This is a genomic window from Arthrobacter sp. H14, from assembly GCF_000520495.1.
GTDB lineage: Bacteria > Actinomycetota > Actinomycetes > Actinomycetales > Micrococcaceae > Arthrobacter_C.
This window is the reverse complement of record NZ_KI914633.1, coordinates 38,940-53,827: the sequence shown is the minus strand read 5'-3', so window position 1 is coordinate 53,827 and position 14,888 is coordinate 38,940. Positions and strand designations below refer to the sequence as shown.

12 protein-coding genes and 1 pseudogene are annotated in these 14,888 nt (G+C 63.9%); 5 read left to right on the top strand and 8 right to left on the bottom strand.

Annotated features, from left to right (window positions below; genetic code table 11):
• On the bottom strand, window positions 1–430 hold a 430-nt coding region (locus Y707_RS31260), incomplete at its 3' end, for a hypothetical protein (protein WP_035780365.1).
• 108 nt (window positions 431–538) lie between these two features.
• Between Y707_RS31260 and Y707_RS0104700 the strand changes: the two genes are divergently transcribed.
• On the top strand, window positions 539–1,963 hold the full coding sequence (locus tag Y707_RS0104700) for a TrkH family potassium uptake protein (protein WP_026534217.1): 1,425 nt from the start codon (window positions 539–541) through the stop codon (window positions 1,961–1,963).
• A gap of 22 nt (window positions 1,964–1,985) precedes the next feature.
• Window positions 1,986–2,624 carry a potassium channel family protein gene (locus Y707_RS0104695; RefSeq protein ID WP_051441653.1) on the top strand — a complete coding sequence of 213 codons (639 nt, stop codon included), beginning with the start codon at window positions 1,986–1,988 and terminating at the stop codon, window positions 2,622–2,624.
• 3 nt (window positions 2,625–2,627) lie between these two features.
• On the opposite strand, the gene proC is transcribed toward Y707_RS0104695, so the two are convergent.
• From proC to Y707_RS0104675, 4 genes are all read right to left on the bottom strand, one after another.
• Window positions 2,628–3,473 carry a pyrroline-5-carboxylate reductase gene (gene proC, locus Y707_RS0104690; protein ID WP_026534215.1) on the bottom strand — a complete coding sequence of 282 codons (846 nt, stop codon included), beginning with the start codon at window positions 3,471–3,473 and terminating at the stop codon, window positions 2,628–2,630.
• A 276-nt stretch (window positions 3,474–3,749) separates the two neighbouring features.
• Window positions 3,750–4,700 carry a Ppx/GppA phosphatase family protein gene (locus Y707_RS23490; RefSeq protein WP_035780334.1) on the bottom strand — a complete coding sequence of 317 codons (951 nt, stop codon included), beginning with the start codon at window positions 4,698–4,700 and terminating at the stop codon, window positions 3,750–3,752.
• Window positions 4,701–4,704: 4 nt separating this feature from the next.
• A complete protein-coding gene (gene topA, locus Y707_RS0104680; protein WP_026534214.1) occupies window positions 4,705–7,470 on the bottom strand; it encodes a type I DNA topoisomerase in 2,766 nt (921 codons plus the stop codon).
• A gap of 188 nt (window positions 7,471–7,658) precedes the next feature.
• Complete coding sequence (locus Y707_RS0104675; RefSeq protein ID WP_035780332.1) at window positions 7,659–9,254, bottom strand: DUF7059 domain-containing protein; 1,596 nt, start codon at window positions 9,252–9,254, stop codon at window positions 7,659–7,661.
• Window positions 9,255–9,360: 106 nt separating this feature from the next.
• Here Y707_RS0104675 and Y707_RS0104670 point away from each other — a divergent pair, with 106 nt between their 5' ends.
• Window positions 9,361–10,290, top strand: a complete 930-nt coding sequence (locus Y707_RS0104670; RefSeq protein WP_026534212.1) for an NYN domain-containing protein — start codon at window positions 9,361–9,363, stop codon at window positions 10,288–10,290.
• 50 nt (window positions 10,291–10,340) lie between these two features.
• Window positions 10,341–10,922 carry a hypothetical protein gene (locus Y707_RS0104665; RefSeq protein ID WP_155852723.1) on the top strand — a complete coding sequence of 194 codons (582 nt, stop codon included), beginning with the start codon at window positions 10,341–10,343 and terminating at the stop codon, window positions 10,920–10,922.
• Here Y707_RS0104665 and trhO read toward each other — a convergent pair.
• Window positions 10,919–11,803, bottom strand: coding sequence for an oxygen-dependent tRNA uridine(34) hydroxylase TrhO (trhO, locus tag Y707_RS0104660; protein WP_026534210.1), 885 nt, complete (start codon window positions 11,801–11,803; stop codon window positions 10,919–10,921). The two genes, Y707_RS0104665 and trhO, sit on opposite strands and share 4 nt — an antisense overlap.
• Window positions 11,804–11,926: 123 nt before the next feature.
• Here trhO and Y707_RS0104655 point away from each other — a divergent pair, with 123 nt between their 5' ends.
• A complete protein-coding gene (locus tag Y707_RS0104655) occupies window positions 11,927–14,251 on the top strand; it encodes a DEAD/DEAH box helicase (protein WP_026534209.1) in 2,325 nt (774 codons plus the stop codon).
• 7 nt (window positions 14,252–14,258) lie between these two features.
• Here the strand turns inward: Y707_RS0104655 and Y707_RS23485 are convergent, their stop codons facing one another.
• Window positions 14,259–14,621 (bottom strand): Rv3654c family TadE-like protein, encoded by a 363-nt coding sequence (locus tag Y707_RS23485; RefSeq protein WP_253905062.1) that lies wholly within the window; start codon window positions 14,619–14,621, stop codon window positions 14,259–14,261.
• Window positions 14,602–14,888, bottom strand: a pseudogene (locus Y707_RS31255) (hypothetical protein); the annotation flags it as partial. The pseudogene Y707_RS31255 and the gene Y707_RS23485, both read right to left, overlap by 20 nt.

Below are 14,888 nucleotides of genomic sequence, written 5' to 3'. Positions count from 1 at the left end.
GGGCGTGATGCAGCCCGCCGGCGAAATTCACCGCGTGAAGGGCCCGCCCGCTAAGCAGCGACTCGGCCGCAATCAGCGACGCGCCCGCCATCCTCGCACTGGCTTCGTGGATTCCCCTGAATGCAGGCGTGTCCTCCGTGCCCAGACCCCATTGCGGATCGCAGTCATCCGGATTGTCGCTGATGTGCCGGACGGCGTCGATGTACTGGCGGCTGTGGACGGTGGACAGCTGCTCATCGGTGGCGACGGCGGATCCTGTGATCTCCACCGATGGGCGGTCGAAGAGCCCGAGCTCGCGGGATAACCGCGCGGTCAGCTCCAGCCGCGCAGGCTGCATCGGGTGGTGGTCGCCGAAGGAGTACGCGGCCATGGATTCGTCCCACACGATTTGGGTGGGAGGGGCAGCGCCGCCGGAACTGTGGTTAGACATCAAAGACAGGCTACCGCCATTGCCGGAAAGTCCCGCCACGGCGGAGGCCTATAAATGGTTTACTACGAGGGAGTACCCGTAACTGTTATCCCCCGTCAGAGAGATTCCATGGCCAAAAGTCAGCCCGCGTGGCTTCAGGACCGCACCCGCGGCCGCTTCTGGCTTTTTTCTGCCGTGCGGGACTTTGTGGACCAGGTGGCGAAAAGTTCCCCTGCCCGCCTTGCGCTGATCGTCTTTGCGCTGGTCATCCTCGTGTTCACCGGGCTGCTTTCCCTTCCCATTTCATCCGCCGCGGGAATCGTCACGCCGTTGCATGACGCCTTGTTCACGGCGGTATCGGCCGTTTGCGTTACCGGGCTGACCACCGTCTCGACGGCGCTGCATTGGTCGTTTTTCGGCCAGCTGGTGATCTTGATCGGCATGCAAGTCGGTGGACTGGGTATCCTCACCATGGCGTCGCTGATGGCGCTTGCCGTCAGCCGACGCCTCGGAGTACGCGGCAAGCTCATTGCCGAACAGTCGATGGGCGGCAGCGGCGGAAGTTCAGGTCGCCTCGGAGAAGTCGGCACGCTGCTGCGTATTGTCGTGCTGACCTCATTGGTGATCGAAGCGGCACTGTTCCTGGCCCTGGCCCCGCGTTTCATCATTATCGGCGAATCCATTCCGAATGCCATTTGGCACGGAGTCTTCTACGCGGTCTCCTCGTTCAACAACGCCGGGTTCACCCCGCACACTGACGGGCTGATTCCCTATGAGACGGATCTATGGATCACGATGCCGGTCATGGTAGGGGTGTTTCTGGGAAGCCTGGGCTTTCCGGTGCTGATGGTGCTGCTGCGTGGCGGTTTCCGCTACAAGAACTGGAATCTGCACACCAAACTCACGATTGAAGTTTCGCTCATTCTGGTGGCGGCCGGAGCCATCGGATGGGCGGCCCTGGAGTGGAGCAACGAAGCCACGATCGCCGATCTGAGTGTCGGCGACAAGATCATACATTCGGTCTTCGCCTCCATCATGCCCAGATCCGGCGGCTTCAACCTGGTGGACATGAACGCCATTGAACCCGCAACCCGCTTGATGACGGACGCGCTGATGTTCGCCGGTGGCGGGTCCGCCTCAACGGCCGGCGGTATCAAAGTCACCACTATCGCCATCATGTTCCTCGCCATCGTGGCCGAAGCCCGTGGTGACCGGGATGTGAAGATCCACCACCGCAAAATTCCCGAGGGCACAATGCGCGTGGCGATCAGCGTCATTATGCTGGGTGCAACGCTGGTCCTGGTCGGTTGCGGCCTGCTGCTGCCGATCAGCGGACAGAGCCTGGACAGGGTACTGTTCGAAGTCCTCTCGGCCTTCGCAACCTGCGGTCTCAGTGTCGGACTGAGCGCTGAATTGCCACCAGAGGGCAAGTACGTGCTCTCGGTGCTGATGTTCGCCGGCCGTGTCGGCACCATCACCTTGGCGTCGGCGCTGGCTCTGCGCCAGCGCCGCCAGCTGTTCCACTACCCGGAAGAAAGGCCGATCATTGGCTGACAGACCAGCTCATCATCAACCCGTGCTCGTCGTCGGACTGGGCCGCTTCGGTTCAGCGACGGCGGAGCAACTGGTCCGGCAGGGCCGCGAGGTCCTCGGCATCGAACGCGACCCCGGTCTGGTCCAGAAGTGGTCCAGCGTGCTGACACATGTGGTCGAAGCCGATGCCACCAATATTGACGCGCTCCGCCAGCTCGGGGCGCAGGAGTTCTCCTCCGCCGTCGTCGGCGTCGGAACCTCGATTGAGTCGAGCGTGCTGATCACGGTGAACCTGGTGGACCTGGGCATCGAGCATCTCTGGGTGAAAGCCATTACCGCCTCGCACGGCAAGATCCTGACCCGCATCGGCGCCAACCACGTTATCTACCCGGAGGCCGACGCCGGTGCCCGGGTGGCGCACCTGGTGTCCGGGCGGCTGCTGGACTTCATCGAGTTCGACGACGGTTTCGCCATCGTCAAAATGTTCCCGCCGAAGGAAACGCAGGGGTTCACCATCCGCGAGGCGTCCGTCCGCAGCAAATACGGTGTGACCATCGTGGGCGTGAAGACGCCGGGCGAGGACTTCACCTACGCGACCGGAGAGACCAAAGTCTCCAGCAGGGACTTGTTAATCGTCTCCGGCCACGTGGATCTGATTGAGCGGTTCGCCTCCCGGCCGTAGTTTCTACTTCTGCAGTTCGGCGGTGATCTCGGCGGCGCGGGCGGCGGCTGCGCGTGCCCCGGCTTCGATGACGTCCGGCAGTCCCTTGGCGGTGAAGGTCTCCAACGCGGCAGCAGTCGTGCCGCCCGGGCTGGTCACGGCAATCCGGAGCGCTTCAGCGTCGGCATCGGGCTCCGACAGCAGCGCGCCTGCCCCGGCAACCGTGTCGCGGGCCAGCACACGGGATGTTTCGGCGTCGAGCCCAAGTTTTTCGCCGGCGGCAGCCATGGCTTCGGCAAGATAGAACGCATAGGCCGGTCCGGAACCGCTCACTGCTGAAACGGCATCGATCTGGTCCTCAGGAACGACGACGACGGTGCCGGAAGCGGTGAAGATCTCTTTGGCCTTCGCCATGATGGCGTCCGTTGCGTGTGTTCCAGCGGCCAGTGCGACGACGCCGCGTCCCACCTTGGACGGTGTGTTGGGCATGGTGCGGATGACGGGCTGGCCGTCGGGCAGTTCGGCTTCCATCATCGGGATGGAAACGGCGGCGGCCACACTGATCACCACGGTGTCCGGCTTCAAATTCGGGGCGATCTCCGCGGCGAGACTCTGGATCCCGACCGGCTTCACTCCCATGATCACGATGTCGGCGTCCGCCACTGCTTCGACGTTCGCCCGGGGATTCTCATTGTTGGACAACGTGGTGACGCCGTGGCGGTCGGCGAGCTCCTTGGCGCGCTCCGGCCGGCGGACTGTTGCTGTGACATTGGCGGGCGGCAATCCACCGGCCAGCAATCCACCCAGGATCGCTTCATTCATGGAGCCGCAGCCGAGAAAAACAATACGTGCAGAAGTTTCAGTACTCATACCCCAAGTCTGTCATGTCTACACTCACAGACTTTTAACAGGCTGTTAAGGGTGATATCCCAAAATCGATGGTTATTGTCTGTAGTACCTCATAAAGGTGCGAGTGATTACGGATCAGTCTTCCCCCAGATTGATCCCGGTGCCGGCGAATGAGGAGCGTTTCCCCCAACCGCTCCTGCGAGTCGCCGGCACCATTCTCATTTAACCGCCTCTCAGCTGACCCACCCGCGATGAGGCTGAGCCTTTACCGGCGCAACGAACCTTGCGTCACGCTGCTCAAACCGCCGCGACGGAACCTTCTGCCACCAGCTGGTCGAACCGGCGCAGGATGAGTCCCTCACGCAGCGCCCAGGGGCAGATTTCCATCGTCTGTTCTCCGTACAACTCCAGCGCCGCTTCAGCCACCAGCGCCCCTGCCAAAATCTGCGGGGCGCGCAACTCTGAAACTCCGGGCAGGTGGGACCGGTCCTCGACCGACATCGCCGCCAGCCGCTGCGTCCACAAGGACAGATCCGTCAGCCGCAGTTCACGGCGCACGAAGGGTCCTGCAGCACTCGGTGCAGCACCGGCGATCCGGGCCAGCGAGCGGAACGTCTTCGATGTCCCGGTGACAAGGTTGGGCTTGCCGGCTTTGCCGACCTCCTTGACGGCATCACGGAGCGTGGACCGGATATGGCGGCGCAGGTCCTTAACGCTTTTGGCCGACGGCGGATCCTCCTGCAGCCATTCCCGGGTAAGCCTTCCGGCGCCGAGCGGAACGGAGTTCGCCACCGCCGGCAGTTCGTCGGCGCCGATGGCCATTTCGAAGGAGCCGCCGCCGATATCCAGATCCAGGATGGTTCCGGCGCCCCAGCCGTACCAGCGCCTCACTGCGGTGAAAGTCATGGCCGCCTCTTCGGCGCCGCTGAGCTCGGTCAGGGTTACAGTTGTCTCCTGCTGCACCCGCTCCAGCACCTGCACGCCGTTGGTGGCCTCGCGGATGGCCGACGTCGCGAACGCCAGCAGATCCTGGGCCTTGTGGCTGGCGGCGAACTCCCACGCTTCGAGGACGAACTCGATCAGTTCGTGCTGGCCCGCATCGCTGATATTACCGGCCTCATCGAGGAACGAGACAAGTTGGAGCGGACGCTTATGTGAGGCGAAAGCCACCGGCCTTGCGCCGGGATGGGCATCCACGAGCAGCAGGTGAACCGTATTGGAACCAATATCGAGAACTCCAAGCCGCATGGTTCTATTTTGCCTTGGCCGCTGTTTTTCTGCCGGTATTCTTGGTTGCGGTTTTCTTGACCGGACCCTTGGCACGCTTTTCGGCCAGCAGTTCCACCGCCCGCTCGTGCGTAAGTGACTCGATCGATTCGGAGCGCGGCACCGTGATGTTGGTGTCGCCGTCGGTAATGTATGGCCCGAACCGGCCGTCCTTGACCACGATGGCCTTCTCCGACACAGGATCGTTCCCGAGTTCACGCAACGGAGCCGCAGCCGTCCGCCCGCCGCGCTGTTTCGGCTGCGAGTAGATCTCCAGTGCCTCTTCGAGGGTGATCGTGAAGATCTGTTCCTCGGAGGTGATTGAACGCGAATCCGTGCCCTTTTTCAGATAGGGACCGAATCGGCCGTTCTGTACCGTAATCTCGTTGCCTTCGGCGTCCTGTCCGAGGACCCGCGGGAGGGACAGCAACGCCAGGGCGTCTTCCAGCGTCACGGTTTCCACGCTCATGGACTTGAACAGCGAACCGGTGCGCGGCTTGACCTTCTGTGGTTTCTTCGGCGGCTTCGGCTTGCCGTTCTTGTAGTACTCGACCGGTTGGTTCGCCACTTCCTCGTCGGTGAGTTCGCGGATAACCTCCGTTACGAAGGGACCGTACCGGCCGTTCTTCGCGATAATGGTGCGGCCCGTCTCCGGGTCCACTCCGAGCTCCCGCTCGTCCGGTCCGGCATTTTCCATCAAGTCGATGGCCTTTTCGGCGGTCAGTTCATCCGGAGCCAGATCCTCGGGCACATTAGCGCGCTCGGGCTCGGTGCCTTCGGGCGAACCCGCAGGCACCGGCTTCTCCAGGTAGGGGCCGAACTTGCCGACCCGCAGGGTGATGCCTTCGGCGATTTCGATGGAGTTCACCCGGCGGGCATCGATTTCGCCCAGGTCGTGGACGATAGTGTGCAGCCCAGTTACCTTGCGGTCGCCGTAGTAGAAGTTGTTTAACCAGTCCACGCGGGCACGCTCTCCGCTGGCAATCCGGTCGAGGTCGTCTTCCATCGCAGCGGTGAAGTCGTAATCCACATAGTTGCTGAAGTGTTCCTCCAGCAGCCGGATCACGGAAAACGCCACCCAGCTGGGCACCAGGGCGGAGCCCCGGGTGCGGACGTAGCCGCGATCCATAATGGTGGAGATGGTCGCCGCGTACGTTGACGGACGGCCGATCCCCCGCTCTTCCAGGGTCTTGACCAGTGATGCTTCCGTGTAGCGCGGCGGCGGCGATGTTTCGTGCCCGACGGCGTCGATTCCGCTGGCAGTCAGCGGATCCTCCTCCGAGAGGTTGGGCAGCCGCCCGCCCTCGGTGGCATCGCCGTCGTCGTCCCCGCGGACCGCATCCTTGCCTTCTTCATAGGCGGCCATAAAGCCGCGGAAGGTGATGACTGTGCCGGACGCGGCGAATTCGGTGTCGCGCCCGTCGGCAGCGGTGGCACCGAGCCGGACCGACGCCGTCGAACCCTTGGCATCCGCCATCTGCGAGGCGACGGTGCGCTTCCAGATGAGTTCGTAGAGCCTGAACTGGTCGCCGCTGAGTTCCTTGGCAACCTGGGCCGGGGTGCGGAAGGAGTCACCGGCGGGGCGGATGGCCTCGTGCGCTTCCTGGGCGTTCTTCGACTTGCCCTTGTAAATCCGTCGGGCATCCGGGACGTACTCGGGCCCGTAAAGTTCGGAGGCCTGGCGGCGGGCCGCGTTGATGGCCTCGTCACTGAGCGACGGCGAATCCGTACGCATATAGGTGATGTAGCCGTTTTCATACAGGCTCTGGGCCACCCGCATGGTGACACGGGCAGAGAAGCGGAGCTTGCGAGCCGCTTCCTGCTGCACGGTGGAGGTGGTGAACGGCGCGGCCGGACGACGGGTGTAGGGCTTGGTTTCGACCGACCGGACGGCGAAATCGGCGTTTTCGAGGGCCGTGACCAGACCGGTCGCGGTGGCCTCGTCCAGGTGCACGGCGTTCTTCGGCTTGAGTTCACCGAGGTCGTTGAAGTCCCGGCCGGTCGCAACTTTGGCGCCGTCGACGGACACCAGCTTGGCCGAGAATCCTTCTTTATCTCCGGCCGCTGCGGTGCCCTGTGCTCCAGGGGCAAATTTACCGGCCAGATCCCAGTACGAGGCGGCGCGGAAGGCCATCCGCTCGCGTTCCCGCTCCACCACGAGCCGGGTCGCGACCGATTGGACTCGGCCGGCGGACAGGCCGCGGGAGACCTTGCGCCACAGCACGGGTGAGATTTCGTAACCATACAAACGGTCCAGGATGCGGCGGGTCTCCTGCGCATCGACCAGGGCGATATCGACGTCGCGCACCTGTTCCATGGCGCGCTGGATGGCTTCGCGGGTGATTTCGGGGAACGTCAGACGGTGCACCGGGACCTTCGGCTTGAGCACCTCGAGCAGGTGCCAGGCGATGGCCTCGCCTTCACGGTCACCGTCAGTGGCGAGGTAGAGTTCGTCGGCGTCCTTGAGCGCCTTCTTCAGCTCAGCGACCTTTTTCTTCTTGTCACCGGAGACGACGTAATAGGGTTCAAAGTCGTTATCGACGTCGACGGCGAACTTGCCCAGCGAGGTCTTCTTCAGGTCGTCAGGCAGTTCCGAGGGCTGCGGGAGGTCGCGGATATGCCCCATCGAGGCTTCGACCTCAAAACCCGCGCCAAGATACCCGGCGATGGTCTTGCTCTTGGCCGGGGACTCGACAATGACCAGCTTCTTGCCGGTTTTCTTGTCCGCTTTCGATGTGGCCTTGCTCGGCACGGTACTCCTACTTAGAACGTTATGAACTGCGCGTCTGTTGTGTTGGGCAGACCTTACTACTTCTTCACTGTTCTGCGGTGCTTCCCAAGCGCAAACATGCCTAGTTCACCACACTTTTGGTCATCCTGTAGAGCCGGGAGCCCGGTTGTGAGCGGCAACACGGCCCTCTGTGCCGTGGCGGGAACTCTCTAGGCCGCCGCAGGAAGGAGAAATCCATCGGCGATCAGATTTCGCACATCGGCCAGGAGTTGGTCGCCGAATTCCTGGTCCTCGCGTTCCAGCAGGGCGCCAAGGGCGGTAATGATTTGTCCGGCCGCGAGTTCGCCGTCGCATACCGAGACGAAGCCGGCCAGTTCGCTGCTTAATAGGGTGGTACGGCGCAGTCCGGCGCCCTGGCGGAGCAGGATGACGCCTGGATCCTGTGCCCCGGGCCGCTGGTGGCGTTCTTCGGTTACGTCTTCTGCCACCTCGAGGTGCTCCTGCAGCAGGTCGTCGTCGCTCTGGGCAGCCAGCCAGTCATACCGGTCGATTCCAGCGGCGATGGCAGGGGCAACGGGCTGCTCGATCTGGTGGGTTATCTCCTCAAAACGGCGCAGTTTCCCGTCGGGGCCGGAATTATCCAGGCCGGTCCCGCGGCGCAGCCAGACAAAACCGAAGCCGATGGCGGCCACATCCCGGGAGGCAAAATCGGTCAGGTAATCGGTGTAGGACTGGAGGTAGGCCTCCTCTTCGCGGTCTTCAGATGCGTCCCGGAGCCATGTTTCCGCGTACTCTTCCGGCGCAATCTCCTCGCGCTGAATGAACCAGGCGTCCGTGCCGTTGGACAACCAGGACTCGATCCGGGTGTGCCAGGCCGCGTCGTCCTGGATCTCCCAGTTGCCCAGCATTTGTAAGACTCCGCCGGGTTTCAGCACACCGGGCAGGTCGCGGACCAGCGTCGAGACGATGTCGTCCCCTGGCAGGCCGCCGTCACGGTAGACGAATTGGTCGCCCGCGCTTTCGGCGTCGCGCCGTGGCGTAATCACGAAGGGCGGGTTGGACACCACCAGGTCGAACTGCTCGTCCCCGACGGGCTCCAGCAGGCTGCCCAGCCGCAGGTCGACCCGGTCCTCCAACCGGTGCGGATCGAGCCCCAGCGCGGCGGCGTTGAGGATCAGGTTGAATCTGGCGAATGCGAGCGCCCGCTCGGAAATATCGGTGGCGACGATGTGCCGCACGTGCCGCAGCAGATGGAAGATCTGGATGCCACAGCCGGTGCCGAGGTCCAGGCACCGGTCCACGTCCCTGCGCACGATCGACTGCGCCAGGCTCAGCGATGCCTCTCCGACGCCCAGCACGTGGTCGCGGCGCAGCACGCCCGGCCGCTGATCCGAACCAAGGTCACTGGCGATCCACAGCCCGGCGTCGTCGTCGGCGCTGTACGGCCGCAGGTCCACGGCAGCCCGCCACCCGCCGTCGTACTCCTCCACCAGCCCCAGCTCCGCCGCTCCCGCCACTCCGGTACGCGGCCAGGCCGCGGTCAACTGTTCCGCATCCACCGTCTGCCCCAGCAACCACAGATGGACGACGGCGGCAAGCGGGTTGGTGCCGTCGTCCAGCAGTTCCCGGGTCCGCAGCAGCGCCGGCACGGGTTGGCCGCGGTCCAGGGCGTCATTGGCCGCCGCCCCCATCAGCTCCGCGACGCCGTCGACGGTGTAATCCAGTTCCTCCAGATCCGCCGCCAGCCCCTCCAGCAGAATCGGGTCGGATAAAACCGGAAGGTCGGGTCGGGTGCCATCACTCATGCGCTCCAGTTTAGGCGCCTGCCCGCGGTCCACTCGTGCATTCGATCAGGGGCCGGTCTAAGGTAAAGGCAGCACCACCGAGGCGGAAGCGGGCACCAGCATGAGCATGGATAAGAGCGCAATTTTCATCGACGCCGGCTTCCTGCTCGCAATCGGCGGCCAACGCACCGTCGGCACATCGCTGCGGTCGGCCGTGACCGTGGATTACCGCCAGCTGATCGAGGGGCTGTTCAAGGCCTGCGATGCGTTGCGCGGCCTGGATCCGCTGCGGATGTACTGGTACGACGCCGCCAAGGACGGGCTCCCGACGAATGACCACAAGACCGTGGCCGGCACCTCAGGGGTGAAACTGCGGCTCGGACGGATCTCAGTCAATGGGGACCAGAAGGGCGTGGACCTGAAGCTCGGCCTCGATCTGGTGGGACTGGCCAGAAACCGCGCGGCGTCGGTGGCGTTTTTGATGTCGGGTGACGATGACCTGGGCGAGGCGGTGGAACAGGCGCAGGATCTGGGCATGCAGGTGGTGTTGCTCGCGCTGCCGAAGAAGGAAAACAGGCTCGGCGTGGACTCTGTGTCCGAGGACCTCGCGTTGCGGGTGGACAGCATTGAGTTCCTGGACGATTCGCTGTTGACCGGTGCTTTCAGACGGACTCAGACCGTCCCGAAGCAGCAAAGCGTTCCGCAGACTCCCAAACCTGCACCGCCGACGACGACGCTCCCCCGGGTGCTGCCGAGGAACGCCCCGGCGGCGCAACCGGAAATCCTGCACACCTCGGACTCCGCCTCAGTGCCTTGGCCGACCATCCTCCAGATTGCAGCCGACGTCGGCGCCCGGGTCGCGGAGAATTGGCTTGCCACCGTGACGCAAGGTGACGTCAACCACCTCCGCGAGGAGCGTCCGCTGCTTCCGCTCGAGGTGGACCGGGTCCTGATTAAGGACTGCGCCAGCCGGATCGGCGAAGCGAAAACGGACATCCAGGACGTCCGCAAGGCCTTGCGGGCCTCGTTCTGGGAACACCTCGACGAGCTGAACTAGCCTGCCGGTACTTGGAGGATTCGTCCAGAATCACTTGTTACAGTCACCGGATGCCTCAAACAGTCATGTCCAGACAGCCCCGCAGCACGCGTTTCGCTGCCGCCGCCGTCGCCGGTCTGTTGGCGCTGGGAGTATCAGCCTGCACCAACGACAGCCCGGGGCCAGAGCCGGAATCCTCCAGCCCGTCAGCGCAGCCGTCCAGCACGCCGACCCAAAGCGCCGAGCCCAGCCCGACGCCATCGCCCACTGCGGAGCCGACCGCACCGGCGCCGGGTGAGGCCCCCGAAGCCGGAGGCGTGGAAGTATGGGCTACCGAGACCCTCGGCCGCGAAAAGGGCATGTACTACGGTCATGGCTGGATGGGCGGCGCCGCTACCCACACCGCACAGGCTCCCATTCCGTCCGGTTCCTACGGCGTCACCCTGGCCTGCCAGGGAGACGGGGAAGTCGACGTCGTTATCAGTGAGGGCGGGGATGCTCCCGACGACGCCCAGCCCACCGAGCAGACGGTGACATGCTCGCAATCATCAACGGTCGCCGTCGAACTCGAGACGGACGGGATGCAGCTCGAATTCACCGCGCCGGATGGTATCCACCTGTACGCCTACAAGATCTTCGAGCGCACGACCTAGGTCGAGCAGCCGTCCGGGCAGGTCCTGGCCGCGGAGGTTTCCGCACAGCCGGTGCAGAAAAGCTGCAGGTTCCGGCACGCCTGGTTTGAGCAGTTTTCAAACTTCGACGTCGGCGCCTGGCAACGCACGCACTCGCCCAGCGTCTTCGCATGGTCGCTGAATTCGACGTGCATGCGCCGGTCGAACACGTACAGCGAGCCTTCCCAAAGACCCTCGTCCTTGTACGTTTCGCCATAACGGACGATGCCGCCGTCCAGCTGGTACACCTCTTCAAAGCCACGGTTGAGCATCAGGGATGACAGGACCTCGCAGCGGATTCCGCCGGTGCAGTATGTGACGACAGGCCGGTTTTTCAGGTCGTCGTATTTACCCGAATCCAGCTCGGCAACGAAGTCCCGGGTGGTGGCGACGTCGGGCACGACGGCATTCCTGAATTTGCCGATCTGCGTCTCGAAAGCATTCCTCCCATCGAAGAAGACCACGTCGTCACCACGTTCTGCAACCAGCTGATGAAGCGCGGCCGGATCGAGTGGCGCACCGCCTCCGACCACGCCGTTCTCATCGACCTTGAGTTCGCCGGGGGCGCCGAAGCTGACGATCTCGTCCCGGACCTTGACGCTGAGGCGGGGGAAATCCGCTGCTGATCCGTCGGACCACTTCACGTCAATGTCGTGGAATCCCTTGTATTCACGGGTCGTCTTCACATACTGCTTGACCGCGTTTAGTCCCCCACCGATCGTTGCGTTGATGCCGTCACTGGAAATGAGGATCCGCCCGGTCAGGCCCAGCTTTTCGCAGAGGGCACGCTGCCAGAGCCGCACCGCGTCAGGGTCGGCGACTGGGGTAAAGCCGTAAAAGAGCACAATCCGGTGTAAAGCCACCTGTTAAGGGTACCGGGCGCGGAGCGACCTGCCTGCCTGCCTGCCTGCCTGCCTGCCTGCCTGCCTGCCTGCGAAAACAGTACCGGCTGCGGAATTGACGGCAGGGGATGACAAAATAACTGCGTGGCACTACATGACTCCCTTATTCCGTTACTGGGTTCCGGCCCGGAGCCGGAGCAACTCATGTCGGTGCACGAAATTCCTGCCCGCGATGCCGTGGTGGCCGGCTGGCCCGGGTGGGCGCATCCCGACATAGTGGCCGCTTACGCCGGCCTGGGGGTCCCCGAGCCATGGAAGCACCAGATCGAGGCAGCCGACCTGGCACACCACGGCAGCCACACCGTGGTCGCCACCGGAACCGCCTCAGGCAAATCCCTCGCCTACCAGTTACCGGCGCTCGATGCCATCCATCGTGGTGAACTCGAAGACCGGGTCTCCCTCGCGCCAGCCGGAACCGTTTCCCTTTACCTCTCTCCCACCAAGGCGCTGGCCGCCGACCAGCTTGCCGCCGTGCAGTCATTACAGCTGCCCACGATCAGGGCAGCCACCTATGACGGTGATACCGATACGGCCGATCGCCGTTGGATCCGGGACCATGCCAATTTCGTGTTGGCCAACCCCGACATGCTGCATTTCGGCATTCTGCCCAATCATGTCCGCTGGGCCCGGTTCTTCCGCCGGCTCCAATTCGTCATCATCGACGAGGCCCACAGCTACCGCGGCGTCTTCGGCTCCCACGTAGCCAACCTGCTGCGCCGGTTGCGGCGGATCTGTTCGTACTACGGCGCCGATCCAGTGTTCATTGGCGCGTCTGCCACCTCCTCGGATCCCCAGAAATCCTTCGGCCGGCTGATCGGCGACGCCGTCACGGCGGTCACCGAGGACACCTCCCCGCACGGTTCCACCACGGTCGCCATGTGGGAGCCGGTGCTGACGGAGATGAAGGGGGAGAACGGCGCGCGCGAACGCAGATCCGTGATCGCCGAAACTTCGGACCTGCTGGCCAATCTGGTCAGTGCACAGGTCCGCACCATCGCTTTCATCAAGTCGAGGCGCGGGGCCGAAACCATTGCCACCATTGCCAAGCGGCTGCTCGACGATGTCGATCCCAGCCTGCCGGGCCGCGTGGCCGCGTACCGTTCCGGCTATCTGCCGGAAGAACGGCGGCTGCTGGAACAAGCTTTGCGCAGCGGCGAGTTGCTCGGCGTCTCCAGCACCTCGGCGCTTGAGCTGGGTATCGATATTTCGGGTCTTGACGCGGTCCTGGTGGCTGGTTGGCCCGGCACGCGCGCGTCCTTGTTCCAGCAGATCGGCAGGGCAGGACGGGCCGGGCAGAGCGCCGTAGCGGCTTTCGTTGCCAGTGACGATCCGCTGGACACGTACCTCGTTCATCATCCCGAGGCGATCTTCGACCTTGCCGTGGAAGCGACGGTTTTCGATCCGTCCAATCCCTACGTCCTGGGCCCGCATCTCTGTGCTGCCGCTGCTGAACTTCCCCTGACGCCGGCAGAGCTTGCTTTGTTCGGAACGACGGCGCGAACGGTCCTGGACAAGCTGGTGGCGGACGGATTCCTCCGGCGCCGGCCGGCCGGCTGGTTTTGGACCCACAGCCGGAGTGCAGCCGCCATGGTCAACCTCAGGGCTGATGGTGGCGGGCCAATCAACATTGTCGAATCCGGTACGGGCACCGTGCTCGGCACGATGGATTCGCCGCAGTGCCAGTACCAGGCCCATACCGGCGCTGTGTATGTTCATCAGGGTGCCTCCTACGTAGTGGAAGAGCTCAACGAGCAGGACCATTGCGCCGTCGTGCACCGGGCCAACCCCGACTACTACACGACGGCACGGGACGTTACCCAGATCGAGGTCGTCGAATCGCTGATCCACACCAACTGGGGTGGCGTTGAAGTGCATTTCGGGGACGTAAAAGTGACTACCCAGGTCGTGTCCTTCCAGCGCAAGGCGCTGGTATCGAACGAGATTCTGGGTGAAGAACCGCTGGATCTTGAAGCCAGGGATCTCTTTACCAAGGCCGTATGGTTTGTTACTGATTCGTCCTCCTTGGTCGAAGGCGGCGTGGCCGAACCCGATATTCCAGGGTCATTGCATGCCGCCGAGCACGCTGCCATCGGGTTGCTGCCATTGGTGGCTTCCAGCGACCGATGGGACATTGGCGGCGTGTCAACGGCCCTGCATGCTGATACCGAAAAACCCACGATCTTTGTCTACGACGGCCATCCCGGTGGTGCCGGGTTTGCCGAACGGGGTTTTGAAGCGGCGCAGGTCTGGCTGCAGGCCACCCGCGACGCCATCGCCGCCTGCGAATGCGACGCCGGTTGTCCCTCCTGCGTCCAGTCGCCCAAATGCGGCAACCGGAACAATCCGCTGGATAAGGATGGAGCGGTGAAGCTCCTCGATGTCCTGCTGACCTCTGCCCGGCCTCTCTAACCAGGCATCAGTCCTGCGGCGGGCCGGCACGCGACCGCCCGGTGGCTTCTCCCCATGGACGTGGCAGATCGACGCTCGTCGTCACATCAACGATCACGCCTCCGCCGACCACTTGGCAGCTGTCCAGGTCGACGTCATTACGGTCGGCCACCGCCGCGGCGACGTCGCACGGTCGGCCGCTGGTCAATCCGCGGGCCGCATCGGCCGCCGCAAGCGCGGCAAGATCCGCCGCAGACGCAGCCCGGCCGGCACCAACAACCGCCTGGACGACGACCAGCACCGCCACCGTCAGCGTAATCAGTACCAAGGCCAGGCCCGCTCCCATGATGGTCCCGGAACCTTCCTCCTTCCTATTGGCCGCGGAGTCCACAGCGCGGCTCCTCGAGATAACAACGTGCGCTGATCCAGCCCGTCCCAGCGCCGTCCGTCATCTCTGTTGGGGTAATGGGTAACGACGATGGCCCTGGGCTGTAGGGTGACCGCTGGGCCATGGCTTCGGCGACTATCGGCCACTGGATCAGGCCGGACAGTGGTCCCTCGACGCGGGCGCTCACCCGTACCCGGGACCAGTCGCCTTCGGTGGCGACATCCACTTCGGCTGCCGGTCCGGCTATCCGCCGTGCGGTGGAGGCAGCGG

Excerpts from the sequence above, each read along its gene's own strand:
- proC (WP_026534215.1), bottom strand. The coding sequence starts at position 3,473 with ATGAGTACTGAAACTTCTGCACGTATTGTTTTTCTCGGCTGCGGCTCC.
- Y707_RS0104670 (WP_026534212.1), top strand. The coding sequence starts at position 9,361 with ATGGATAAGAGCGCAATTTTCATCGACGCCGGCTTCCTGCTCGCAATC.
- Y707_RS0104700 (WP_026534217.1), top strand. The coding sequence starts at position 539 with ATGGCCAAAAGTCAGCCCGCGTGGCTTCAGGACCGCACCCGCGGCCGC.
- Y707_RS0104665 (WP_155852723.1), top strand. The coding sequence starts at position 10,341 with ATGCCTCAAACAGTCATGTCCAGACAGCCCCGCAGCACGCGTTTCGCT.
- Y707_RS23490 (WP_035780334.1), bottom strand. The coding sequence starts at position 4,700 with ATGCGGCTTGGAGTTCTCGATATTGGTTCCAATACGGTTCACCTGCTG.
- Y707_RS0104675 (WP_035780332.1), bottom strand. The coding sequence starts at position 9,254 with ATGAGTGATGGCACCCGACCCGACCTTCCGGTTTTATCCGACCCGATT.